At 59.6% G+C, this 25811-nt stretch carries 21 protein-coding genes; 12 read left to right on the top strand and 9 right to left on the bottom strand.

Annotated elements, in window-relative coordinates; genetic code table 11:
• Positions 1-47: 47 nt before the first annotated feature.
• From yghX to AC13C8_RS06885, 3 genes are all read right to left on the bottom strand, one after another.
• Positions 48-953, bottom strand: a complete 906-nt coding sequence (gene yghX, locus AC13C8_RS06895) for a YghX family hydrolase (protein ID WP_091432866.1) — start codon at positions 951-953, stop codon at positions 48-50.
• Positions 954-1114: 161 nt separating this feature from the next.
• Entirely contained in the window at positions 1115-1666 is a 552-nt protein-coding gene (locus tag AC13C8_RS06890) for a cytochrome b (RefSeq protein ID WP_482846833.1), read from the bottom strand.
• Positions 1667-1757: 91 nt separating this feature from the next.
• Entirely contained in the window at positions 1758-2348 is a 591-nt protein-coding gene (locus AC13C8_RS06885; protein ID WP_482846832.1) for an EF-hand domain-containing protein, read from the bottom strand.
• A gap of 238 nt (positions 2349-2586) precedes the next feature.
• On the opposite strand from AC13C8_RS06885, the gene AC13C8_RS06880 reads away from it, so the two are divergent.
• From AC13C8_RS06880 to xylB, 4 genes are all read left to right on the top strand, one after another.
• Positions 2587-3300 (top strand): response regulator, encoded by a 714-nt coding sequence (locus tag AC13C8_RS06880; RefSeq protein ID WP_091433199.1) that lies wholly within the window; start codon positions 2587-2589, stop codon positions 3298-3300.
• Complete coding sequence (locus AC13C8_RS06875) at positions 3297-4634, top strand: ATP-binding protein (protein WP_482846831.1); 1338 nt, start codon at positions 3297-3299, stop codon at positions 4632-4634. Before AC13C8_RS06880 ends, AC13C8_RS06875 begins: the two co-directional genes overlap by 4 nt.
• Before the next feature lie 28 nt (positions 4635-4662).
• Complete coding sequence (locus tag AC13C8_RS06870; RefSeq protein WP_482846830.1) at positions 4663-5550, top strand: endonuclease/exonuclease/phosphatase family protein; 888 nt, start codon at positions 4663-4665, stop codon at positions 5548-5550.
• Between the two features lie 98 nt (positions 5551-5648).
• Positions 5649-7100, top strand: coding sequence for a xylulokinase (xylB, locus tag AC13C8_RS06865; protein ID WP_482846829.1), 1452 nt, complete (start codon positions 5649-5651; stop codon positions 7098-7100).
• A gap of 1 nt (position 7101) precedes the next feature.
• Here xylB and AC13C8_RS06860 read toward each other — a convergent pair whose 3' ends face one another.
• Genes AC13C8_RS06860 through AC13C8_RS06845 form a run of 4 tightly spaced genes read right to left on the bottom strand, consistent with a single transcriptional unit; the run spans position 7102 to position 13759 of the window.
• The gene (locus tag AC13C8_RS06860; RefSeq protein ID WP_482846828.1) at positions 7102-9084 is read right to left on the bottom strand and encodes an oxidoreductase; all 1983 of its coding nucleotides are present in this window, start codon (positions 9082-9084) and stop codon (positions 7102-7104) included.
• A 15-nt stretch (positions 9085-9099) separates the two neighbouring features.
• Entirely contained in the window at positions 9100-10128 is a 1029-nt protein-coding gene (locus AC13C8_RS06855; RefSeq protein WP_482846827.1) for a trans-3-hydroxy-L-proline dehydratase, read from the bottom strand.
• Positions 10129-12174: an oxidoreductase gene (locus AC13C8_RS06850; protein WP_091432884.1), complete on the bottom strand. Its 2046-nt coding sequence runs from the start codon at positions 12172-12174 to the stop codon at positions 10129-10131. It abuts the gene before it with no gap.
• A 10-nt stretch (positions 12175-12184) separates the two neighbouring features.
• Positions 12185-13759, bottom strand: coding sequence for a trimethylamine methyltransferase family protein (locus tag AC13C8_RS06845; protein WP_482846826.1), 1575 nt, complete (start codon positions 13757-13759; stop codon positions 12185-12187).
• Positions 13760-13841: 82 nt separating this feature from the next.
• Between AC13C8_RS06845 and AC13C8_RS06840 the strand changes: the two genes are divergently transcribed.
• Together AC13C8_RS06840 and AC13C8_RS06835 are read left to right on the top strand one after the other, a co-directional pair.
• Positions 13842-14471 (top strand): TetR/AcrR family transcriptional regulator, encoded by a 630-nt coding sequence (locus AC13C8_RS06840; protein ID WP_091432889.1) that lies wholly within the window; start codon positions 13842-13844, stop codon positions 14469-14471.
• Positions 14472-14622: 151 nt separating this feature from the next.
• Positions 14623-15456, top strand: a complete 834-nt coding sequence (locus tag AC13C8_RS06835) for a bifunctional allantoicase/(S)-ureidoglycine aminohydrolase (RefSeq protein WP_482846825.1) — start codon at positions 14623-14625, stop codon at positions 15454-15456.
• On the opposite strand, the gene bhcR is transcribed toward AC13C8_RS06835, so the two are convergent.
• Positions 15453-16262 (bottom strand): HTH-type transcriptional regulator BhcR, encoded by an 810-nt coding sequence (bhcR, locus tag AC13C8_RS06830; RefSeq protein WP_482846824.1) that lies wholly within the window; start codon positions 16260-16262, stop codon positions 15453-15455. The genes AC13C8_RS06835 and bhcR overlap by 4 nt on opposite strands.
• A gap of 199 nt (positions 16263-16461) precedes the next feature.
• Between bhcR and bhcA the strand changes: the two genes are divergently transcribed.
• From bhcA to AC13C8_RS06800, 6 genes are all read left to right on the top strand, one after another.
• A complete protein-coding gene (gene bhcA / locus AC13C8_RS06825) occupies positions 16462-17649 on the top strand; it encodes an L-aspartate--glyoxylate aminotransferase BhcA (RefSeq protein WP_482846823.1) in 1188 nt (395 codons plus the stop codon).
• A gap of 10 nt (positions 17650-17659) precedes the next feature.
• Positions 17660-18613, top strand: a complete 954-nt coding sequence (gene bhcB / locus AC13C8_RS06820; RefSeq protein WP_482846822.1) for a beta-hydroxyaspartate dehydratase BhcB — start codon at positions 17660-17662, stop codon at positions 18611-18613.
• A 15-nt stretch (positions 18614-18628) separates the two neighbouring features.
• Positions 18629-19792, top strand: a complete 1164-nt coding sequence (gene bhcC / locus AC13C8_RS06815) for a 3-hydroxy-D-aspartate aldolase BhcC (protein WP_482846821.1) — start codon at positions 18629-18631, stop codon at positions 19790-19792.
• Between the two features lie 59 nt (positions 19793-19851).
• Positions 19852-20817: an iminosuccinate reductase BhcD gene (gene bhcD / locus AC13C8_RS06810; RefSeq protein WP_482846820.1), complete on the top strand. Its 966-nt coding sequence runs from the start codon at positions 19852-19854 to the stop codon at positions 20815-20817.
• A gap of 153 nt (positions 20818-20970) precedes the next feature.
• Positions 20971-23247: an NADP-dependent malic enzyme gene (locus AC13C8_RS06805; RefSeq protein ID WP_482846819.1), complete on the top strand. Its 2277-nt coding sequence runs from the start codon at positions 20971-20973 to the stop codon at positions 23245-23247.
• 81 nt (positions 23248-23328) lie between these two features.
• Entirely contained in the window at positions 23329-24825 is a 1497-nt protein-coding gene (locus tag AC13C8_RS06800; protein ID WP_091432908.1) for a nucleobase:cation symporter-2 family protein, read from the top strand.
• A 142-nt stretch (positions 24826-24967) separates the two neighbouring features.
• On the opposite strand, the gene AC13C8_RS06795 is transcribed toward AC13C8_RS06800, so the two are convergent.
• Positions 24968-25720 carry a sulfite exporter TauE/SafE family protein gene (locus tag AC13C8_RS06795; protein WP_482846818.1) on the bottom strand — a complete coding sequence of 251 codons (753 nt, stop codon included), beginning with the start codon at positions 25718-25720 and terminating at the stop codon, positions 24968-24970.
• Positions 25721-25811 lie beyond the last annotated feature (91 nt).

Here is a 25811-nt window from a genome sequence, read left to right as displayed (position 1 = left end):
TCGCGGATGGGCCGGGGCTTTGTCTTATTTGATGACCGGTGCACCGTCTAGCTGGCGGTCAGATGGGTGTCGAAGAAGGCCAGTGTCCGCTCCCACGCCAGAGTTGCCGCATCTTCGTCATAGCGCGGGGTGGTGTCGTTGTGGAAGCCGTGGTTGACGCCCGGATAGAAGTGGACGGTATAGCCCTTTCCGTTTTCATCCAGCGCCGCCTTATAAGCGTCCCAGCCCGCGTTGATCCGTTCATCCAGTTCCGCATAGTGGATCAGCAGCGGGGCCTGGATCTGCGGCACGTCTTCGGCGGCGGGTTGCCGGCCATAGAACGGCACCGACGCGGCAAGATCGGGATAGGCCACTGCCAGCGCGTTGCTGACGCCGCCGCCATAGCAGAAGCCGACACATCCGACGCGACCCGTGCTGCCCTGATGGTCGCGAAGGTATTCGAAGGCGGCAAAGAAATCTTCCATCAGTTTTGCGCCATCAAGCTGTCGCTGCATCTCGCGGCCTTCGTCGTCCGTGCCGGGATAGCCGCCAAGTGGCGTTAGCCCATCCGGCCCAAGCGCGAGATATCCGGCCTTGGCTGTGCGGCGCACCACATCTTCGATATAGGGGTTGAGACCTCGGTTCTCGTGCACGACCAGAACAGCGGGCAGAGGGCCTTCGGCACCCGCTGGGCGGGCCATAAGACCGCGGATCATGCCGTGACCTTCGGGGCTTTCATATTCGATGACCTCGGTTTCAATATCCGGGTCGTCCGGCGCGACCTGTTGGGCCAAAGCATAATTCGGCTGAAGCTGTTCAAAGATCATCGCGCCTGTAACACCGGCGGCAGCATAGCGGCCCGCCTTGGCAATAAATTCGCGTTTGCTGAGTTTGCCGTGCACGTATCCATCGAAGACTTCCAGAATGCGCGGATCGAAATCAGACGCACGCTTGCGTTGAGGTTGGTCTGTCATTTTTTCTCCTCTGTTGCTTGAATATGGTTGGTTGCATGATCCGGGAGTAGCCAAGATCGCCACCTCGCGGTGTCGCCTTTACCAAGTTTAGCACACGCGTCATGATTCTCTTACGGCGCGTGCGGTTGGAATGAATGCAACTTCCACACAAATTACCGGTCCTAACCGGCTGTCATGCGACGCAGGGTGGTGTCTCGATCAATGAAATGATGCTTCAACGCGCCAAAGATATGCAGCGCCAACATAAGCAGGATCACCGGGGGTGCGGTTTCGTGGACTGCCTTGGCGACGGTGTCCAGCCATTCGATCTTGCCCAGAGACGGCAACAGGGTCAGCCCCCAGATGGACAAATCGCGCCCGCCTGCGATGGACATGAGGATGCCCGAGATGGGCATCGCAAGGATCGCCGTCAGCAGTCCAACATGCACCACTTTCGCGGTTCTGTCTTGCCAGGCTGGCATCTGTTCGACTGGTTTTGGGAACCCGTTCGCCACCCGCCAGCCAACACGCCACAGGCCATAGATCAGAACACTGACGCCAAAAGCTTTATGCCATTGCATATATGGGCTGACCGCCTCGCGCGGCAGCTCGCTGTTTTCGATGAAGATGCCAAGGCCCAATGCGCCCAGAAAGATTGCTGCGGTGATCCAGTGGTTGATCTTCGACACCGATCCGAAATGGGTGGGACCGTCGGTTATTGGTGATGTTTTCACGGGGTGGGGTTGTTGATGTCCGTGCATGTTCGATGCTCCATAACTGTATCGGGCGGCCCAGTCAGCCCGCCCGCTGTTTATGCGCAGTCGATCAGCGGCGACCTGCCTTGTCGGTCAGGGTCAGTGCACCGTCATTGTCGCGATCCATACGGTTCACGACATCTCCGAAGCGAGCGTCGGCTTCTTCAGGGCTGATCACGCCATCGCCATCCGCGTCGAGATCCTGGAACATATCGACCATGCGCGAGCGGGTGAATTCGCGGTAGAGCGTATCGAATTCTTCGATCGACAGGGCACCGTCACCCGAAACATCGGCCTCGGTCACTTTCGCGGCGCGAAAAGCGTTGACCTCTTCCTGCGTGACCGAACCGTTTCCGTCGGCGTCTATCTGGGCGAACAGGCCGCGAAACATTTCGCCGCCACCTCTCATGCCATCACCGCCACGCATCCCGTGGCCACCACGCTTTTCATGACGACCCATGCGGTCGCCCTTGCCACTGTCGCGGCCTGCTTTGCCGTCACGATAATCGGCGCGTTGCATTGGTTTCTGGGATTGCATCTGGACCTGTGCTTGATCGTCCGGGGTCAGCGGCGGCAGGTTTTGGGCAGTCGCGATCATCACCCCGGATCCGATCAGGCCAAGCGTCAGAAATCCGATGGGAAGAATTTTGGTCGTTTTCATTGTGTGATCCTTTTCGATCCTGAGATATTGAGGACGCATGTCGCGTCCGGTGATCTCGATATGGACCTGATGACGCGAAAAGGTTTGTCAGGGCGAACCCGATTTTGTCGCCAGTTGTCGCGGCCCAGGGGTTTGACACATTTTGCGACAAATCAGGGCCTGTTGGGTGGGTGCGTATACTAGGCATGCACCCCCAATGCAGCTACGACTGTCTTATAACACGCGAAAGGAGAAGCCGTTGGACGCGTCTGAGCCGAAAATTTTAATCGTTGATGATGCGCGCGACATTCGCGAGCCGCTGGGTCAGTACCTGCACAAGCAAGGGTTTCGTACAGAACTGGCTGCAAATGCCGGTGAAGCGCGCCGGATCATCGAGGAAGCGAACCTGGCGCTGATTGTTCTGGACGTGATGATGCCGGGCGAAGACGGGCTGAGCCTGTGCCGCTGGCTTGTTGGGCGCGGTGGTCCGCCTGTGATCCTGTTGACGGCGATGGCGGATGAGACTGACAGGATCGTGGGTCTTGAACTGGGAGCCGATGACTACGTCGTCAAACCATTCAACCCGCGCGAGTTGCTTGCGCGTATCCGGGCCGTCTTGCGACGCGCGCCGCCGCCCGAGCCGAAGGTGCCGACGGGACGGGCACGGATTGCAGGTTGGACCCATGACCCGACCACCCATCGGCTGGTTCACCAAGACGGGCGCGATATCGAGCTGACAACAGGCGAAAGCCGTCTTCTGGCGGTACTGGCAGACCATCCCAACACGGTGCTCAACCGTGATCGACTGTTGGATCTGACGGTTGGGCGGGATGCCAAGGCCTATGACCGTGCCATAGATAACACGGTCAGTCGTTTGCGCCGCAAGATCGAGGAAGACCCGAAAGTGCCGAAGCTGATCGTCACGGAATGGGGCGGCGGATACCGTCTGGCCGCCGACGTCGAAGCAGAATGAACGCCTTGCGTCGATTTTTACCCGATGGGGTCGCGGGCCGGTTTGCCCTGCTGCTGACCGTGGCGCTTGTGGTCGCCAACTTGATCGCGCTGGCGCTGCTGTCGATCGAGAGGGGTCGCCTGGATCGGGCCGCGTTGATCGAGCGGGAGGCAGAGCGCATCGTGTCGCTTGTTCCGGCCATCGAGGCAGCCGAGCCTGGTTCGCGCCATGCCATCGCACGCGACGCGTCCACCCGGTTTTCGCGCGTTTCGGTCGACCCTGAACCGGTGGTAACAGAGGTTCCGACCGCACCACGATCAACGGCTTTGACCAAGGACCTGACGGATGCGCTGGACGGACGACGCGTTCAAGCCGCGATCTTGGTGCGCCCGGATCGCGATGGCGGTCATCGCAGCGAAAGCATTGCCGTTTCGATCCTGTTGGCATCGCCCGATGGCGGGACAACGCAATGGTTAAACGTGCGGTCACGGGGGGAACGCCCCCGTCCGCCGGGGCTGGATGAAGAGGTCTTCTTTATCGTTCTGGGTCTGTCGCTTGTCGCGGTATTGGGGGTGTCGCTGCTGTTTCTGCGCCGCCTGACGCGACCGCTTCGTGAACTGGCAACGGCGGCGCGGGCCGCGGGCAATGGCGACCGGTCCGCTCATGTGGCCGAGGAAGGGCCGCGCGAAATGCGCGAGGCTGCCGCTGCGTTTAACGACATGCAATCCCGCATCGCCCGGTTCGATGCTGAACGGATGCGGACCTTGGCCGCGGTGGGTCATGATCTGCGCACCCCGATCACCAGTCTGAGGATTCGGGCCGAGCTTCTGGATGATCCAGACGGCGCAGCGATGATCCGAACGCTGGATGAAATGACGGTAATGGCGAACGGGCTGGTATCTTATGCCCAGGGCGCGAGAGAGGCTGAGTCAGCCGAGCAGGTTCAACTGCGCGATCTGTTGGCACGTCTGTGTGACGAGCAGGGCGCGATCCTTGCCCCCGGTGACGCCGTTACGATCACCGCGCGCCCGGTTGCGCTTGCGCGTGCGTTCAGAAACCTGATCGACAACGCCACCCGCTATGGCGGTGCCGCCCGCCTGTCACTGCACGTCCGGCGGCACCGGGCAGTGATCACCATCGACGATGACGGGCCGGGTATCCCTGTCGCTGACCGTGAATCCATGTTTGAACCCTTTGTCCGCGGCGAGTTGAGCCGCAATCTTGAAACGGGCGGCGCGGGACTGGGGCTGTCGATTGCACGCGGCATTATCGCAGCCCATGGCGGAGAGATTGCTTTGACCAACCGGGACGAAGGCGGCTTGCGCGTATCGATTGATCTGCCGGTTGTGATCTGAGATGAGAAAATCCCTGATAATCGTTTCGGTGTTGATACTGGTCCTGGTCGCGACCGTGGGTGCCCAATATCTTTGGCAATCACGCGGGCCGGGGCTGGTCTCGCCGTCAGCGAATGCACTGCGCGTTGCCACGTGGAACGTCCATTACATCATGGCGCGGCGTGACGACGGGCGGTGGGGTCTGGAACGATGGCATCAGCGCAAAGCGCCGCTTGCCGCTACTTTCGCAGCCCTTGAGGCAGACATCGTCGCATTTCAGGAGATGGAGACGTTCGAGGGCAGCGATGACGATACCGTCAATCTGGCGCGGTCGTGGCTGTTGGATACAAACCCGGACTACAGTGCGGCGGCAGTCGGTGATTGGAGGGTCTTTCCCTCAACGCAACCGATCTTCTATCGCACCGAACGGTTCGATTTGTTGGAGCAAGGGTGGTTCTTTCTGTCTGAAACGCCCGATGTCATCTATTCCCGCACCTTTGACGGGTCTTACCCCGCATTCGTATCCTGGGCTGTGTTCCGGGACCGACAAAACGATGCGGAATTTCGCGTGGTGAATGTGCATCTGGATTATTCCAGTGGTGAAAACCGCACAAGATCCGTTGCTCTGATGACCGATCGAATGGCGCCGTGGATCGCTGGAAACGAGGCGGTGATTCTTGCGGGCGATCTGAATGCACTTGCCGGGTCATCGTTGCATGACAAGCTTGAACAGGCTGGTTTGACCTTTGTGCCGGTGAAGGGGGCAACTTATCATCTGGATCGGGGTCTGAACTTATTTGGGGCGATAGATCATATTGCCCATACTGAAAAGCTTCAGCCGATTGGCGAAGCCATGGTGGTCCGAGAACGGCTCGACCCGGTCTGGCCGTCGGACCATTATCCTGTCGTCGTGGATTATCGCGGGTCCGGCAGTTAAGCAGACATTCGCGCTATTTGTCTTGCGAGCCGCCTCGTGCCGAGGCACGTTTCAGCGGGGCATGAAGGGTATTCGGGGTATGGCGGAAAGGACATTCGATGACATTTCTGGGGATTGATCTTGGCACCTCTGGCCTGCGTGCTTTGTTGGTCGATGCAGAGGGCACGCCGCTTGGCGCGGTCGAGCGGAGCTATGCCGCGACACATCCCCATCCCGGTTGGTCCGAACAGGACCCCGCCCAGTGGATCGCAGCATTTGACAGTGCGATGGACGAATTGCGGGCGACGTTCCCCGGGTTTGCCGATCTGCGCGGGATCGGGGTTGCCGGGCATATGCATGGCGCCACGCTGCTTGATGCGGCGGGCAAGGTTTTGCGCCCCTGTATTCTGTGGAATGACACGCGATCTGCGGCTGAGGCGGCGGTGCTGGATGCAATGCCGGATGTTCGGGCACGATCCGGCAACATCGTATTCCCCGGCTTCACGGCACCCAAGCTGGAATGGGTGCGCCGCCATGAACCCGAGATTTTTGCACAGACTGCCAAGGTTCTGCTGCCCGCGGCCTATCTGAACTACTATCTGACCGGTGAATATGTGGCGGACATGTCGGACAGTGCTGGCACGTCGTGGCTGGATGTTGGCAAGCGTCAGTGGTCCGAGCGGTTGCTTGAGGCCAGCCACATGCGGCCGGATCAGATGCCCCGGTTGGTCGAAGGGTCAGAAGTGGCGGGAGGGATGCGCCAAAAGCTGGCCAGGAAATGGGGGTTGAGCGGTTCTGTGACCGTGGCGGGCGGGGCAGGGGACAATGCCGCCGCTGCCTGTGGCATCGGCGCGTTGAATGAAGGGCAGGGGTTTGTCTCGCTGGGCACGTCCGGGGTGCTTCTGGCTGCGCGCGATGGATACGCACCTGCGCCAGAGACCGCCGTGCACACGTTTTGTCATGCGGTGCCGGGGCGGTGGTTTCAGATGGGCGTCATGTTGTCGGCGACCGACAGTCTGAACTGGCTGGCGCGGATTACTGGCGAAAAACCGGCGAAGCTGACCGCGCTTCTTGGCAATGTGTTGCACCCACCCGGTGCGGTTCGGTTCCTGCCCTATCTGTCCGGTGAACGGACACCTCACAATGACGCTGAAATTCGCGGCGGGTTTACAGGCTTGTCCGCAGGAACCACGCGGCAGGACATGACCCGCGCTGTGCTTGAAGGCGTGGCGTTCGGGTTGCGCGACAGTTTCGACGCGCTGACCGGCACTGATGCCAAGCTGGACAAGATCATCGCCATCGGTGGCGGAACCGCGTCGCGATACTGGGTGAACCTGTTGGCAACCGTGCTGGGTGTGCCGGTTCAACTGCCCGCATCAGGCGAGTTCGGCGCTGCGCTGGGAGCGGCACGACTGGGCCGGATCGCAGCCACCGGTGTCGCGCCGGAAAGCGTCATCACGCCGCCAGAGATACAAGTCGAAATCCTGCCGGATACCGAGAAGATGGAGGCGTTCGCCGCGGCCCATCAGGCTTTCCGCAGGGCTTATCCGGCGCTGAAATCCATTCAGTAAATCAAATCGCGCGGCCAGCCTGTCGCCCCTCGTATATCGCCAAGGCCGCATTGCGGGGCGCATTGGCGTCGCCGATGGTGTGGGTGAGAATGCCCATCACGTCTAACGCCGTGCGAAGGCTGGTGTCGGCGATGTTTGTCGTGGCCAGTACCAGCGTGTCGGCCGCGAGAGGTTCGGTTTGACCCGTCAACAGGGATTGCACGATCGCGCCGTTGGCGGTCCATTCGCTGATTGCGGCATCGGTCACGAAGCGCACGCCCAACTGGGCCAGCGTCCGCCGGAGCGGCCAGTCGGTGGCCGAGCGTTCCAGTTCCTTGCCGATCATCGCGGCGGGGGTGACAATCGTCACCTCATGGCCGTCCTCGGCCAGCCGCCAAGCTGTGCCACAGCCGCGCCAATTGCCGCCTTCGTCCAGCACAACGACACGCGGGCCCGGCCGCACCGTTTGCATCATCACATCCTCGACCGAGCAGACATTGCCCTTTTCCAGACCCGGAAGGCCGGTCAGATGCGGCAGCGCCTTTTGGAAGCCCGTTTCGGCGGGCAGTGATCCGGTCGCCAGCACCACTTTGTCAGCGCCCAATGCTGTTATGTCGCCTTCATCCATGCAAGTGTTGAAACGCAGATCGACACCAAGCTGGGTCAGTTGCCGTTCATACCAGTCGATCAACTCGCTGATCTGGCCCCGGCGCGGCTGCAATCCGGCCAAGCGGAATTGCCCGCCCAACCTTGGCCCGGCTTCGGCCAGCGCGACGCGATGCCCGCGTTCTGCGGCCACGCGGGCGGCCTCAAGCCCGGCGGGGCCACCGCCGACAACAAGAACGGATTTTGAATTGGGTGCCGGATCAAACCTGTCTCCGCCCCACAGATATTCATGCCCGGCAGAGGGGTTGATCAGGCACGAAATGTAATAGTCACGGCTGCGCCGCCCCCAACATTGCTGGTTACAGGAGATGCAGCCGCGAATGTCATCCGCCCGTCCCCTCCTGGCCTTGTTGACCAGATGCGGATCGGCAATCTGGCCGCGCACGATGGACACCAGATCGGCCTCGCCTGCGCCCAGAACGGTGTTTGCGTTTTGCGGTGTTCGGATGTGACTTTCGGCGGTGACGAGAGCATTCTTCACCACGCCCTTTAACATAGCCGCCAGATCGACCCCCAGCTTTTCGCCGTAAAGAAAGGTCGGCATCAGCTTGTAGAAATCGAAATAGCCGCCCGTGCCGCAGGTGACGTAATCCATCAACCCCTCGGCATCGTGCAGAGCGACAATCCGGGCGGTGTCTTCCTTGGTCAGAGCGGCTTCGACATCCGGTTCGTCATTGACGGCCAAACCGATGACGAAGTCATTGCCACAGGCGTCACGAATGCGGCGCAGCACCTCGCGCGAGGCGCGCGTGCGATTTTCAAGACTGCCGCCCCAACTATCGCTGCGCTGATTGGAAAATGGCGTCCAGAACTGATCCAGAAGACCGTGATAGGCGGCCCAGACCTCGACCCCGTCGAACCCGGCTTTCTGGCAGCGGATGGCGGCCTGGACAAACCCTTCGATTGTGTCCTCAATCTCGGTCTCGGTCATTTCGTGACTGCCGTCGCTGTCGTGATAACTGGGGCCGCCCGACGGCGACCAGTGGGCGTGCCAGGAATTGTCGCCATCACCATGTGCGCCAACATGGTAAAGCTGCTGGATCATCACGGTGCCGTGGGCCTGGCACGCTTCGGTGATGCGCCGGAAATGCGGTATGACCGTGTCCGAGCCAGGCCGGAAATTGCCACGGGTGAGGACGGCGGCGGGATGCACTGGCATCGGTTCAACCACGATCATCGCCGCACCGCCCATGGCGCGTTCAACATAATAGGCCAGATGCTGTTCGCCGGGCAGACCATCCTGCGCCATGTTCGTGGTATGCGCGCCAAACACCAGCCGGTTTTTCAAGGTCTTGTGCCGCAATTGCACCGGCTGAAAGATATGGGGGAACTCGGCCATTTCTTCATGCACCGTTCAGCCCGCACCCCACGTGTCCGAGATCCGATAGCCCTCGGGCCATGGGTCGGAGGGATCAAGCATGTGTTGGTGAATGCCGGTGATCCAGCCCCGGCCAGAAATTTCAGGAATAATGGCCGGGCAATCACCAATTGTGGTTTCGCCAAGAATGGTGCCTGAGAAGGTCGAGCCGATGATGGATTGGACCGTCAGCCGGTCGCCCACATTCATCAGGCCGCGGGCGCGCAGAACCGCCATTCGCGCCGAAAGGGCTGTGCCGGTGGGGGAGCGGTCGACCTTGCCAGGCCGGATCGCGACGGCCGCCTTGGTGTTCAATCCCTCAGCGTCCTTGACCAATGGCCCGGCAAACAGACAGAACGAGAAATGCCGCCAGTCAGGATTGTCCGGGTGCGAAAACGTCAATTGCTGATTGGCGGCATTGGTGATGCGGACGCCAAGTTTTGCGATGTCACGCGCCTCGTCTTCGGTCAGCGAAAAACCGAGCGCTGCGGCATCCACGATAACGAAACTGTCACCGCCATAGGCGGTATCGACGGTCAGTGTGCCAAGGCCATCGACCGCAAGCGTCTGGTCGAGTTCGGCAGCGAAGGATGGGACGTTCTGCACATGAATGCGCTCGGCCTTGCCGTTTTTGCAGTCTGCCCTGACGCGGACCAGCCCGCCGGGTGACTCCAGCACCATATGTGTTTCTGGTTCCTGCATTGGGACCAAACCCGCGTCCAGCAGCACGGTTGCGACACAGATTGAATTCGAACCGGACATCGGCGGGGTGTCCTCGGGTTCCATGATAATCCACGCGGCCTGTGCGTCGGGGTGTCTGGGAGGCACCAGCAGGTTCACATGCCGAAAGACCCCGCCGCGCGGTTCGTTCAGGACGAAATTGCGCAGGGTCTGGTCGCGGGCGATCCAGCGGCTCTGTTCCCAGATTGTTTCGCCGGGCGGAGGCAGAACGCCGCCCACGATCACGTCACCCACTTCGCCTTCGGCATGGGCCGAGATGACGTGAATGGTTTTCGAAGACCGCATTCAGATGTCCTTTACCAACCGAAGCGCGTCATAGATCGCCGCATGGGTGTTGCGGGCCGAGACGGCATCGCCAATGCGAAACAGTTGGAAGGTGCCATCCGGGTTGCGATCCATGGTTTGTGGCTGACCGTCGATCAGGGCCTCGTAATCCACCGCCCCGCCGTTTGACGACATCGGCTTCAAATCGAAATAGAGATCGTCCAGCGGCAGGGTGCCATAGTTCACCACGACCTGATCATACTGCGCGTCATGGGTGTGGTCGCTGTAATCTGTGCCAATGACCGCGGTCAGCTTGTTGCCATCGCGTTTCACATCCAAAAGCCGCCGGGTCACGGTGAAGGTCACATCCTTATCCTGCAACGCGCGCATATAGGGCACAAGGTTCATCGCCATGATGTCGGGGGCAAACACGCGGTCGGGGGTCATCACCTCGACCTTCGATCCGGCCAGCGCCGCGATTTCAGCAGCCTGAAGCCCCGGATGATCGCCGCTTTCGTCATAGATCAGGATATTGTCGGCAGGCTTCACGTCGCCCGAGATGATGTCCCACGAGGTAACGACATTCGCTTGCTCGGTCCCGGTTTCAAAAAGTTCCGTGTTAGGCAGGCCGCCGGTTGCCACGATCACCACATCGGGGATCAGGGCGGTGATGTCGTCAGCCTCGGCCCATGTGTTGAACCGAAACTCCACGTCGCGCGCGGCACATTGCGCCATGCGCCAGTCGATGATCGAGATCATTTCGCGCCTGCGCGGGCTTTGTGCGGTCAGGCGCACCTGCCCACCGGGATCGGCGGCGGCTTCGAACACGATGACCTCGTGGCCGCGTTCGGCAGCGACGCGGGCGGCTTCCAACCCACCGGGGCCAGCGCCCACGACCACCACTTTCTTGCGGGTCTTGGCGGGCGGAATGTCATGCGGCATGGTCAATTCGCGCCCGGTGGCAGCGTTGTGCATGCACAGCGCGTCGCCCGCCTGATAGATACGATCAAGGCAATATGTCGCACCGACACAGGGGCGGATGTCATCCTCGCGCCCTTCGATGATCTTGCGCACGATATGCGGATCAGCCATATGCGCCCGAGTCATGCCGACCATATCCAGAAGCCCAGCCTGCACCGCATGGCGCGCCGTCGCCACATCGGGAATTTTCGCGGCGTGGAAGGTCGGCATTCCAGTGGCTTTCCGGACTTCACCTGCAAAATCCAGATGCGGGGCATTTTTCATCCCCTGCACCGGGATAACGTCGGTCATCGCCGGATCGGTGTGAATGCGCCCACGGATCACGTTCAGGAAATCGACCTGCCCGGTGACGGCGAGCCGTCTGGAAATCTCGATCCCATCCTCGGCGGTGATGCCTCCTTTTTGCGCCTCGTCCGCCGTGTAGCGGAAGCCGACGATGAAGTCGTTGCCCACGCGTTTGCGGATTGCGTCAAGAACATCCATCGGAAAGCGCAACCGGTTCTCAAGCGTATCGGCACCGTATGGCCCGATCAGATCGTTGGTCAGCGGCGACCAGAACTGATCCAGCAAATGGCCATAAACCTGCAATTCGATCCCGTCCATGCCGCCCACCTGCATCCGTTCGGCGGCGTCGGCAAAATCGGTGATGATGCGGTCGATGTCCCAATCCTCGATCAGTTTGGGAAAGGCGCGGTGCGCAGGTTCGCGATGCTTTGACGACGAAACCGAGGGCAGCCAATTACCCTTGTTCCACGCGGTGCGACGACCCAGATGGGTCAGTTGGATCATCACCGCGCAACCATGGTCGTGGCAGGCATCGGTCAGGTTTCTGATCCACGGCACCACCTCGTCCTTATACGCCAGAATGTTATTGAACACCGGTGGGCTGTCTTTCGACACCGCAGCCGATCCTGCGGTCATGGTCAGCGCCACACCGGCCTTGGCGCGTTCGGCGTGATAGGCCGCATAGCGCTCCTTCGGCATCCCGTCTTCGGGGTAAGCAGGTTCATGACTTGTGGTCATGATCCGGTTCCTGAGCGTCAGGTGCTTGAGTTGATAGGGCTGGAGCAACGGATCCTTTGACATAGGCTTAACCTCAATACCACGCGTCTGGCATCGACGCTTTCTTCTTCGCCATGAACTCCTGAAGAGCTTCGTCTTTTCCGGGGTCAAGCGGGGGTGTCTGATAGGCGTTCAGTTGTTCTTTCCAACGCGAATTGGCGCGGGTGGCGGCGTCAATCCCACCTTGTTCATCCCAAGTTTCCCATGGCTGGTTGTCGTCCATTGCGCTGTCCCAATAGGCGGTCTTGTAGTGCCGCATCGTGTGCGCGGTCGAGAACAGATGCTCGCCCGGACCTTTTTCCGCCAAGGCGTCGAAGGCAAGCGTGTCCTCGTTCACCTCGACCCCTTTCAGATAGGCGTGAAGCGCGCCGCACAGGTCGGTGTCCATGATAAATTTCTCGTAGGACATCGACAACAGCCCATCGAGGAACCCGGCTGAATGCAGAACGTAGTTCGCGCCGCATTGCACCGCCGACATCATCGACATCATGGATTGCTGCATCGCCTGCGCATCGGGCAATTTCGAGGTCGAGAAATTTCCCGCACAGCGCAGCGGCATGTTCAGGCGACGGGCCAATTGCCCCATCACCAGCGACCCCAGCGCGGGTTCCGGCGTGCCGAAGGTGGGCGAGCCGGACCGAAGTGACATTGAACTGAGGAAAGATGCCAGCACCGCAGGCGCGCCGGGGCGCACAAGTTGGGTCAGCGCACAGGACACCATGCTTTCGGCAAGACATTGCGCGACGGACCCCGCCATCGTCAGCGGCGACACCGCACCGCCCAGCAGGAAAGGCAAGTGGATCGACCCTTGTCCGGCCCGTGCATAGGCGCGGATGCCTTGAGTTGTCACGCCATCAAGCACCAAGGGCGACGTCGTGTTGAAATTGCCCATTATGACACAGTTCTGGTCAACGAAGTCCGCACCGAACAGGATGCGGCACATCTCGATGCTGTCTTCGGCCCGTTCCGGCGCGGTGATCGAGCCAAGAAACGCGCGGTCGGAATAGCGGATATGGGAATAGACCATATCCAGATGCCGCTTGTTCACCGCGATGTCTGTCGGTTCGCAGATCGTCCCCCCGGAATGGTGCAGCCACGGGCTGGACTGGCCCAGCTTGATGAAATTGCGGAAATCCTCGATCGTGCCATAGCGGCGGCCTTTGTCGAGGTCCATGACGAAAGGCGAGCCATAGGAGGGTGCGAACACCACCGCTTCGCCACCAATTTCGACCGAGCGCGCGGGGTTTCGGGCATGTTGCGTGAACCGGGCCGGTGCGGTTTTCAGGATATCGCGGATCATGCCCGGTTCGAATTTGATGTTCCAACTGTCGGCGGTCAGGTCGTTGACGTGACCACCGGCGGTGCGGAACAGACGCACGGTTTCGGGATCGTCGCGAAACTCGATTCCGATCTCGGCAAGGATGCGGTCGGCTGTCGCTTCGATCTGCGCCAGACTGTCGTCGCCCAAAAGGTCATAGGTCGGAATGCCGCGGGTGATGAACGGCACCTCAAGCTGTGGGTTCTGGCCGGGAGCACCGCTGCGTGCCGCTTGATCGCCGCCCCGAGAACGCCGCCGGGCTTTGCGTGCTGTTTCTGGCACATGACCCATTGCTGTTGCCTTTCGACTCACTGTATTGACATATCTGTCCGCAGAATTGACATACCTGTCAAGCAAATCTATAACTCTGACTATGAATATCGTTGACCCCTCTCGGCCAAGCGCCACCGAAGACATCTGGCTGAAAGCGGCCTATGACGTGTTGACCGAAAGCGGGGTCGAGGCGGTGAAAATCATGCCGCTGGCCAAACGGCTGGGCCTGACCCGCACCAGTTTTTATTGGCATTTCAAAGATCGTGAAGCGCTGTTGGAGGCGATGATCCGCTATTGGGAAGACACCAACACCGGCAACCTTGTGACCCGCTGCGAAGCCTATGCCGAAAATATTTTCGAGGCGATCTTCAACCTGTTTGACTGCTGGCTTGACGACACGCTGTTCGACTCCCGTCTGGATCTGGCGATCCGAAATTGGGCCCGCAATGATCCAGCCCTGCAAATCCGGCTGGATCAAGCGGACGCGCGCAGGAAAGAAGCGATGGAGGGCATATTTCTGCGCTTCGGGTTCGACCCCGCCGAGGCCGAAATCCGCGCTCTGACCATGATCTATACGCAAATCGGCTATATCTCGATGCAGGTTACGGAAAGCCGCGCGCAACGATTTGCCCGGATGCCCGGATATGTTGAAGTATTCACAGGGCAGAAACCAACAGACGCCGATATTGAACGTTTCGTGTCGCGTCACGCCATGGGCGCGCTGGCTTGACCCCACAAACCTTTTGTCGTTTTTTGATCCGGCGCTACGACTTTCAAAAATTTGCTAATAATCCTTCATGGACAATGGGAAAGATTAATCTGTCCGTTGGCGGCATTATGGGGGAAAGCCAACCCCGAAACCCTTTGCAGAAAGCCTTGGCATGTCGAAATCGAGCTATTACGCCCCGAACGGAGGGTTGCCCCCTCAGACCCAGCTTCTGACCGACCGGGCGATGTTTACCGAAGCCTACGCGGTTATCCCCAAGGGGACGTATAGCGATATCGTGACGAGCATTCTGCCGTTCTGGGACGACGCGCGGTTCTGGGTGTTATCGCGGCCATTGTCGGGCTTTGCCGAAACCTTCTCGCAATATATCGCAGAAGTGCTGCCGGGCGGTGGCAGCAACCATCCCGAGACGGAAGCTGGCGTCGAAGCGGTGTTGTTCGTGGTCGAAGGGGGCATGACCCTGACGATTGATGGCATAGCGCATGAGATGGGTGAGGGCGGGTATGCCTTCCTGCCCCCGCACGCCAACTGGACCCTGCGCAACAACGGCTCCGTGCCGGTCCGGTTTCACTGGATTCGCAAGCATTATCAGGCGGTCGAGGGTCTGGACGCACCAGAGGCGTTCGTCACCAATGAAAATGACGTGACACCCACCGCCATGCCCGACACTGACGGCGCGTGGGCGACCAGCCGCTTTGTGGACCCCAACGACCTGCGCCATGACATGCATGTGACGATTGTCACCTTCCAACCGGGCGGGGTCATCCCCTTTGCCGAAACCCATGTGATGGAACACGGGCTTTATGTGCTGGAAGGCAAAGCGGTCTATCGCCTGAACCAGGACTGGGTCGAAGTTGAGGCCGGCGATTACATGTGGCTGCGCGCCTTCTGCCCGCAGGCGTGCTATGCTGGTGGACCGGGGCCGTTCCGGTATCTGCTTTATAAGGACGTGAACCGGCACATGACGCTGAGCGCGGCCAAATTCTAGGACGACCCAAGGCCGCGCGAAACTTGAGCGGCCACGTCCGAAACCAGTGCGCCGATCCTCTCGACCTCGCTTTTCGGTATCCGGTGGGTGGGGCCGGAGATTGAGACCCCCGCCACCGCCTCGCCATAGATATCCCGGATCGGGGCGGCGATGCAGCGCATGCCTTCGGCCTTTTCCTCGTCGTCAAACGCCCAGCCTTTTTCGCGGATGACTGTCAGTTCGTTTTTCAACATGTCCGGCAAAATGATCGTCTTCTCGGTGAACCGGGTCAATTCTGCCATACGCAAATATTGATTGGTGCGTGTCTCGGAATAACAGGAAAGCAGTGCTTTCCCGATACCAGAGGCGTGCATGGGTGACAGGGTGCCAGGCGGAAAAAACGCGCGGATGGATTCCTGCGTTTCAACCTGACTGATGAACATCACCACGCCATTGCGTTCGATCCCAAGATTCGAGGTCTCTCCGGTTGCCTCCATCAGCTCGCGCATGATGGGCCGGCTGCGTTCCACGATACTGCTGCGCCGCAGGAAGGCCGATCCCATACGGAACGCGGCCGATCCGATGTGCCAGGTCTGGGCGCGCTCATCCATTTCAACGAAATTCCTGGCATGCAAGGTGGCAAGAACCCGGTGCATCGTTGCCGGGGATTGGTCCAAATGCGCTGACAGCTGTGACAAGGTCATGCCGTTCGCATGGGCCAGCGCATCCACCACATCCAAAGCCCGATCCAGCGCCAGAATGGTGGTCTGCTTTTCATTGGAGTTGAAGTTTTTAGGGCGACCCATCCGCCGTTTCGGGGTTTCCATTTTCATTCCCTTCGAACAAAACCAACAAGACCTTCTGGAAAATATTGAAAGTCATGCGCGACAAGTGAAAAAGTCAAACCATTGATAATCAATAATAATGATATGATTACCCCAATAATGAAACACTTTTTCAAAAATATATCAAGGGATCAGCCCCTTCGCTACTGTTGTGGAAACCGCCAATTAGGAGGGCAGAATCATGAGCTTTCAGAACCCCGTTTTCATTCCCGGTCCGACCAATATGCCCGAGAGCCTGCGCAAGGCTGTCGATATGCCGACGCTGGACCACCGCTCACCCTTGTTCGGGCAAATTTTGCATCCGGCGCTGGAGGGTGTGAAGAAGGTTCTGAAAAGCGAAACCGCCAAGGTATTCATCTTTCCCTCGACCGGAACCGGTGGTTGGGAAACCGCGCTGACCAACACGCTTTCTGCCGGTGACAAGGTTCTGGCCGCGCGAAACGGCATGTTCAGCCACCGCTGGATTGATATGTGCCAACGTCATGGTCTGGACGTGCAGATTGTCGAAACCCCCTGGGGGGCCGGCCTGCCTGCCGACAAATATGCCGACATCCTGAAGGCCGACGCCGACCACGAGATCAAGGTGGTTCTGGCAACGCATAACGAAACCGCCACCGGTGTTCGCTCGGACATTGCCGCCGTGCGCAAGGCTCTGGACGCCGCAAACCACCCGGCGATGTTGTTTGTTGATGGCGTCAGCTCGATCGCGTCAATGGATTTTCGGATGGACGAATGGGGCGTGGATATTGCCGTGACCGGCTCGCAAAAAGGCTTCATGCTGCCCGCTGGTCTGGCCATCGTTGGCTTTTCGCCGAAAGCCATGGCCGCGCTGGAAACCGCCACGCTGCCGCGCACCTTTTTTGACGTGCGCGACATGGGCAATGGCTATGCGAACAACGCCTATCCCTATACGCCGGCGGTTGGTCTTTTGAACGGTCTGAACGAAGCGTGCAAGATGCTGCTGGATGAAGGTCTGGAAAACGTCTTTGCCCGTCACCACCGCATCGCGGAAGGTGTGCGTCAGGCGGTCAGCGCGTGGGGGCTTGAGTTGTGCGCCGTGTCGAAAGACGTGCAGTCGGACACGGTCAGCGCCATTCGCACGCCCGAGGGCTTCAACGCTACGGACATTGTCACCCATGCCGCCAACAAATACGGCGTCGCCTTTGGTGTGGGTCTGGGCGAGGTTGCAGGCAAGGTGTTTCGCATCGGCCATTTGGGCAGCCTGACCGACGTTATGACCTTGTCGGGTCTGGCGACCGCCGAAATGTGCATGGTCGATCTGGGGCTGGATATCAAACTGGGGTCCGGCGTTGCTGCGGCGCAGGAATACTATCGCGCCAACCAGCTTGCCATGAGCAAAGCCGCGTAAGGGGGCAAAGATGTATATCCCGACCTATCAGGACATGCTGGACGCGCATGAGCGGATCAAACCGCATATCCGCCGCACCCCGATCCGCACGTCCGATTACCTGAACGAGTTGACCGGCGCGGAGCTGTTCTTCAAGTGCGAGAACTTTCAGGAACCCGGCGCGTTCAAGGTGCGCGGCGCTTCGAACGCGGTGTTCGGACTGAATGACGAACAAGCCAAGAAGGGTGTGGCGACGCATTCGTCGGGCAACCATGCGTCCTGTCTGAGCTATGCGGCCATGCTGCGCGGTATTCCATGCAATGTGGTCATGCCGCACACCGCGCCGCAGGCCAAGAAAGACACGGTGCGCCGTTATGGTGGCAAGATCACCGAATGCGAGCCGTCGACCACCTCGCGCGAAGAGACTTTCGCCAAGGTGCAGGCTGAAACCGGCGGCGATTTCGTGCACCCCTATAACGATCCGCGCGTGATTGCGGGGCAGGGGACTTGCGCGAAAGAGATGATAGAGCAGTTGGATGGACTGGACTTTGCGGTTGCGCCCATTGGCGGCGGCGGCATGATTTCCGGCACCTGCCTGACGCTGTCCAACCTTGCGCCGGAAACCAAGATCATCGCGGCGGAACCGGAACAGGCGGACGATGCCTATCGCAGCTTCAAGGCGGGGCACATCATTGCCGACGACGCGCCCAAGACCATCGCCGACGGTCTTCTGGTGCCCCTGAAAGATCTGACGTGGCAGTTCGTGTCAAACCACGTGTCCGACATCTATACGGCCTCGGACCCCGAGATCGTCGAGGCGATGAAAATCACCTGGAAGCACCTGCGTATCGTGATGGAGCCGTCATCCGCTGTGCCTCTGGCAACGATCCTGAAAAACCCCGGCACGTTCAAAGGCAAACGTGTTGGCATCATCATCACTGGCGGCAATGTCGATCTGGACAGATTGCCGTGGCTGAACACCTGATTGGGAGACAGAACAATGAATGCACCGACTGATTATTCGAAGTTCGACGTGGGTTTCGACATTCCCGCCAAACCCGGCATGGACGAGGCGGACATCCAGACACCGTGCCTGATCCTTGATCTTGACGCGCTGGAACGCAACATCAAGAAGATGGGCGACTATGCCAAGGCGCATGGGATGCGCCACCGCGCCCATGGCAAGATGCACAAATCCGTGGACGTTCTGAAGCTGCAACAAGATCTTGGCGCCGCCTGCGGCGTGTGCTGCCAGAAGGTCTCGGAAGCCGAAGTGTTCGCCCGTGGCGGCATCAAGGACGTGATGGTTTCGAACCAAGTGACGGAACCGGCCAAGATCAAACGTCTGGCCGAAATGCCGAAACTGGGCGCGCGGGTTCTGGTCTGTGTGGATGACCCAGAGAACGTCAAAGCGCTGTCAGATGCGGCTGTTGCAGCGGGCACCGAGCTGGAGGCGCTGGTCGAGATCGACTGCGGTGCGGGCCGTTGCGGCGTCAGCACCACGCAAGACGTGGTGAACATCGCCAAGCTGATCGACGCCGCCCCGAACCTGAAGTTCGCGGGCATCCAAGCCTATCAGGGCGCAATGCAGCACATGGACCTGTATGAAGACCGCAAGGAAAAGCTGGACGCGGCCATCGCGCAGGTTGCCGACGCTGTTCAGGGTCTGAAAAGCAATGGTCTGGACTGTGACATCGTTGGCGGCGGTGGCACCGGGTCGTATTATTTCGAAAGCGCCTCGGGCGTGTATAACGAGCTGCAATGCGGATCCTATGCCTTCATGGACGCCGATTACGGCCGTATCCTCGACAAGGATGGCAAGCGCATCGACGATGGCGAATGGGAAAACGCGCTGTTCATCCTGACCACGGTGATGAGCCATTCGAAAGCTGACAAGGCAATCGTGGACGCTGGTCTGAAAGCGCAGTCGGTCGATAGCGGCCTGCCCACGGTCTATGGTCGTGACGATGTCGAATACCTGAAATGCTCGGACGAACACGGCGTGGTTGCCGACCCGAACGGCGCGTTGAAGGTGAACGACAAGCTGAAGCTGGTGCCCGGTCACTGTGATCCGACCTGCAACGTGCATGATTGGTATGTCGGCGTGCGGAACGGCAAGGTCGAAACCGTCTGGCCGGTGTCGGCGCGCGGCAAGGCTTACTAAGCTGACTTTACAAAACTGGTGGGGCTTCGGCCCCATCACTTTTCAAAGGATAGAACCAGATGTTTATCGTTCCCGAAAAAGAAATCGCCGCCCTTGTGACGCGCAAAGACAATTTCGACGCGGTCGAACAGGTTTTCGCCTCGATGGCGGGCGGGTCTGCCTATAACTTCCCGGTGATCCGCGAGGCGATTGGTCATGCCGATGCCCTTTACGGGTTCAAATCCGGGTTTGACCGGGCGGCGCTGAACCTCGGTTTGAAATCAGGTGGCTATTGGCCCGGCAATGCGGAGAAAGGCCTGACCAACCACCAATCGACAGTGTTCCTGTTTGACGCCGACACCGGCAAATGCCGCGCCGTCGTCGGGGGCAACCTGTTGACCGCGCTACGCACTGCGGCTGCGGCTGCCGTGTCCGTCGCCCATCTGGCGCGCAAAGACAGCAAGGTTCTGGGCATGATCGGGGCAGGGCATCAAGCCACGTTCCAACTGCAAGCCGTGGCCGAGCAGCGCAGTTTTGAGAAGGTCGTCGCCTGGAACCGCACGCCGGAAAAGCTGGCCTCGCTTGAGAAGGTCGCGGACGAACTGGGACTGCCGTTCGAAAGCGTCAGCCTTGATGAACTTGGCGCCCAGTCGGATGTGATTGTGACGATCGTGTCCAGCCAAGCGGCGATCCTGAAGGATGCGCAGGTCAAACCCGGCACGCACATTGCCTGCATGGGCACAGACACCAAGGGCAAGCAAGAGGTCGACGCCAACCTTGTCGCGCGTGCCACTGTGTTCACCGATGAAATCGCCCAGTCGATCAGCATTGGCGAAGCGCAACACGCGATTGCCGATGGCTCGCTGAAGCAGGCCGACATCTCGGAAATTGGCGCGGTCATCAACAGGGGCCACCCCGGCCGCACATCGGACGATGAAGTAACCCTGTTTGACGGCACCGGTGTTGGTCTGCAAGACCTCGCGGTTGCGTCAAAGGTCGTCGATCTGGCGATTGAAAAGGGCATCGCGATCGAGGTCGATTTCTAAGCAGATGACGGTTTCGGTGCAGTAGGCAGCGACCACCAATCAACACGATCCAGCCGTTTGCGGTTAGTATCAGCATGACAACAGGTGGGGGAAACCCATAACATGCTGAAAGCGGGGACCTTTTTGGCCCGCACCTTGGAGGAGGAACAGAACATGGCACTGGACAATAAAAGCGCCGACAAACGTCAGGAAGCCTTGGATTACCACGAGTTTCCGAAGCCCGGAAAACTGGAGATCCGCGCCACCAAGCCGATGGCGACGGGGCGCGACCTGTCGAACGCCTACAGCCCCGGCGTGGCCGAGGCGTGTCTTGAGATCGAAAAGAACCCGGCGGATGCCGCGCGCTATACGTCCAAGGGAAATCTGGTGGCGGTGATTTCCAACGGGACGGCGGTTCTGGGGCTGGGCAATATCGGTGCGCAGGCGTCCAAGCCCGTGATGGAAGGCAAGGCCGTTCTGTTCAAGAAATTCGCCGGCATTGATTGCTTTGATATCGAGGTCAACGAAACCGACCCCGAAAAGCTGGCCGAGATTGTTGCCAAGCTGGAACCCACTTTCGGGGCGGTGAACCTTGAGGATATCAAGGCGCCGGACTGCTTTCTGGTCGAAGAACTTTGTCGGAAGAAAATGAACATTCCGGTGTTTCACGATGACCAGCACGGCACCGCGATTGTCGCCTCGGCGGCGGCTTTCAACGCGCTGATCGTGGCGAAGAAGGATGTGGCCAAGATCAAGGTTGTGGCCCTTGGTGCGGGGGCTGCGGGCATTGCGTGTCTGAAAATGCTGATGGTGATGGGCGTCAAGAAACAACATATCACCATGTTGGACAGCAAGGGCGTGGTTCACACGGGCCGCTCTGACCTGAACAAGCAAAAGCAGGAATTTGCCCGCGACACCGACATGCGCACCACTGATGATGCGATGGTCGGGGCGGACCTGTTCCTTGGCGTGTCTGGCCCCGGCTTGCTGACCAAAGAGATGGTCGCGAAAATGGCGGATGATCCGATCATTTTCGCGCTGGCCAACCCGACACCCGAGATCATGCCGGAAGAGGCACGCGAGGTTGCGCCCGGTGCGCTGATTGCGACAGGCCGGTCGGATTATCCGAACCAAGTGAACAACGTGCTGTGTTTCCCGTTCATTTTCCGCGGTGCGCTGGACAGTGGCGCGACCGAGATCAACGACGAAATGAAGCTGGCGTGTGTCGAGGCGATTGCGGGTCTGGCGCGGGTAACGACTTCGGCGGAAGTGGGTGTCGCCTATCGCGGCGAGCGTTTGACCTTCGGGCCGGAATATCTGATCCCGAAACCGTTTGATCCGCGCCTGTTACCGACTATTGCGACCGCCGTGGCACGGGCCGCCATTGCATCTGGTGTTGCAACGCGCGAACTTGATCTGGACGAATACAAGACCACGCTTCAAGGCGAAGTCTTCCGGTCCTATTCCATCATGCGCCGTGTGTTCGACGCTGCCCGCGCCGCCAAGCGCCGGATCGTCTTTGCCGAAGGCGAGGATGAGCGCGTGTTGCGCGCGGCCCAAACAATGGCGGAAGACGGGGTCGATACGCCGATCCTGATTGGTCGTCCCGAAGTCGTTGAAGCACGATTGGAACGGGAAGGATTGAAGATCAAGCCGGGCCAGGATTTCGAACTCGTGAACCCGGAAAATGACCCGCGCTATCGCGATTATTGGGAAACCTATCACGAAGTTCTGGCACGCAAGGGCGTCACACCTGATCTGGCACGTGCCATCCTGCGCACCAATACCACCGCCATCGCGGGCGTGATGGTGCGTCGCGGCGAAGCTGACAGCATGATCTGCGGCACGTTCGGCGAGTTTCGCTGGCATCTGAATTACGCCACCAACCTGCTGGCGGAAGGCGAGCTTCACCCGGTCGGTGCGCTGTCGCTGATGATCCTGGATCAAGGACCACTGTTCATCGCGGACACCCATGTGAACATCACACCGGATGCGCAACAACTCTCGGAAATTGTCGTGGCCGCCGCCCGTCACGTGCGCCGTTTCGGAATCGAGCCACGGGTCGCGCTGTGTTCGGGCTCGCAATTCGGCAATCTGGACAGCGCGTCGGGACGGGCGATGCGCGGAGCGCTGGATATTCTGGATCAGCAGCCGCTGGATTTCGAATACGAGGGTGAGATGCACACCGATGCTGCCCTTGACCCGGAACTGCGCGAACGCCTGTTCCCGGGTGGACGTCTGACCGGCAAGGCAAATGTGCTGGTCTATGCCAACACAGATGCAGCCGGGGCCACGCGCAACATCCTGAAAGCCGTCGCCGGCGGGCTTGAAGTCGGCCCGATCCTGATGGGGATGGGAAATCGGGTGCATATCGTCACGCCCTCGATCACCGTGCGCGGTCTGTTGAATACCGCCGCGTTGGCGGGGTCTGCGGTGTCCAGCTACGGCTGACCACCCGGTCCAGGGGTTGGACAACCGCCGCAAGAGTGGTCCAGCCCCGAAAAAACCAAAAATTATCGGAGGAGAATACAAGTGTCTGCACTATCTACAGACGTGGATGCAGTTGACGAAAAACTGCCACCCGCGAAATTATTTACCTTGGGATTACAACACGTTCTGGTGATGTATGCCGGTGCCATCGCGGTGCCGCTGATCGTCGGGCGTGTCCTGAAGCTGAACCCTGAACAGGTGGCGTTCCTGATCTCGGCTGACCTGTTTGTCTGCGGAGTCGTCACCATCATCCAGTCGCTGGGGGCCTCCAAATGGTTTGGCATCAAGATGCCCGTCATGATGGGTGTGACTTTTGCATCGGTCGGGCCGATGGTGTCGATTGCCGTGGCCAATCCAGGTGTGGATGGCGCGCGAATGATCTTCGGAGCCATTATTGGCGCCGGTATCATCGCGATGCTGATTGCGCCCTTGGTCAGTCGCATGTTGCGATTCTTCCCACCGGTGGTGACAGGCACGATCATTCTTGTGATCGGTGTCACCCTGATGCGCGTCGGGATCAACTGGATCTTCGGTCTGCCTGTCGGCCCCACGGCGCCCGAGATTGTCGATCCCGCCCATACCGCATGGCTTGAAGAAGTGCGCGGCATGCTTGCAAGCGGTTCAATCCCGGCGATACCCGAAGGTCTGACCGTGGCGCCGACCGTGGACAATCCGCGTTACGCAACCCCGCAAAACATGATGATCTCGGGCCTTGTGCTGTTGACCATTATTGTTGTGATGAAATACGCAACCGGCTTTCTGGCCAACATTTCGGTTCTGTTGGGCATTATCGTGGGTGCGGTTTTTGCCGCCTCGATCGGCATGATGCATTTCGACAGTGTGGGCGATGCGGGCTGGTTTGCCCTGATCACGCCTTTCCGCTTTGGCCTTCCGATTTTCGACCCCATCATGATCCTGACCATGACGCTTGTCATGATCGTCGTGATGATTGAATCGACCGGCATGTTCCTGGCCCTGGGCGAGATGTGCGGCAAGAAGATCGAACGTCCGTCCTTGTCGGCTGGTCTTCGGACCGATGGTCTGGGCACGCTGATCGGCGGGGTGTTCAACACCTTCCCCTATACATCGTTCAGCCAGAATGTCGGCCTTGTTGGTGTGACGGGCATTCGGTCGCGCTATGTCTGCGTGGCGGGGGGTGCGATCATGATCGTGCTGGGTCTGGTGCCTAAAATGGGCGCTTTGGTCGAGGCCCTGCCGGTCGCCGTTCTTGGTGGAGCCGGTCTGGTGATGTTCGGCATGGTTGCGGCCACGGGTGTTCGTATCCTGGGTGGTGTTGACTTCAAGACCAACCGCTATAACGGTCTGATCGTCGCCATTTCACTGGGTCTTGGTATGATCCCCTTGATCGCGCCTGATTTCACCATGTGGCTTCCGCACTCGATCGAACCGCTGATCCACTCCGGCATTCTGCTGGCCGCAATTTCTTCGGTTGTGTTGAACATGGTGTTCAACGGCACCAAGGAGATCTCGGAAGAAGAGCTGGTCGAAGCCGCCTTGCAATCAGATGGTGGTCACTGATCCTCTGATCTGACAAGCTGGCAAAAAGGGAAGGGGCTTTGTCGCTTCCCTTTTTCCGTTGGGGCGCGCGTGTGTTGCTGGCGATCACGTTGTGACATGTCGGCGCGGCTTATGTATCTGCACAGGGTGATGCCGTGACCGATCAGCCGACAAGGAAACGATAGAAGAAAACGGCGCTCATCGAGAAACCGATGATGGCTATGATCAGGCGCAGCACAGGCACCGGGATCGCGCGGGCCAAGGGTGCGCCGGTGTATCCGCCGATGGTGGATGCCACCATCATCACCAGCGCCTGCGGCCATGCGACCAGCCCCGCCAGCGCGAAGATCGCGACCGAGATGGCGGACAGCGCGAAGGACAGCCCGTTTTTCAACCCGTTCATCTGGTGGATGTTGGACATGCCCCAAAGCGCGAACAGTGCCAGAAGGACAATCCCCAACCCGCCGTTGAAATAGCCGCCATAGACGCTGACCAGAAATAGCCCCAGCGCACCGTAGGGGGTGACGGATCGGCTGTGCTTCGCGCTCCAGTCGCGCAACTGATTGCCAAAAAGAAAAACCAACGTCGCGGCGAGCAGCAGAAACGGCACCACGGCTGAGAATGCTTTGTCCGATGAAATCAGAAGCAGACCAGCCCCGACAACCCCGCCCGCCAGCGTGATCAAGGTCAGCTTGACCATCAGCTTGCGGTCGAAGCTGCGCAATTCAGGTAGGAACCCCATCGCGCCGCCCAGATAGCCGGGGAAAACCGCAACGGCGCTGGTGGCGTTCGCGGCGACAACCGGCACGCCGGTAAAGACCAGCGCGGGCAGGGTCAGGAACGTGCCGCCACCGGCGATGGTGTTCAAAACGCCCGCCGCATAGGCCGCGATGGCAAGGATGATGAAGTCTTGCATGAAGGATGCTCGTGTTAGGTTTGCCCCATTCCAAGGGGGCTGGAGTAAGGGCTGGAATACGGGACAAGGCGCGCCAAGATGGGCGCGCCCT

The sequence above is a fragment of the Aliiroseovarius sp. B-4 genome (assembly GCF_056857795.1).
Note: the sequence above shows the minus strand (reverse complement) of the source record. Positions and strands in the feature narration are given on the sequence as shown.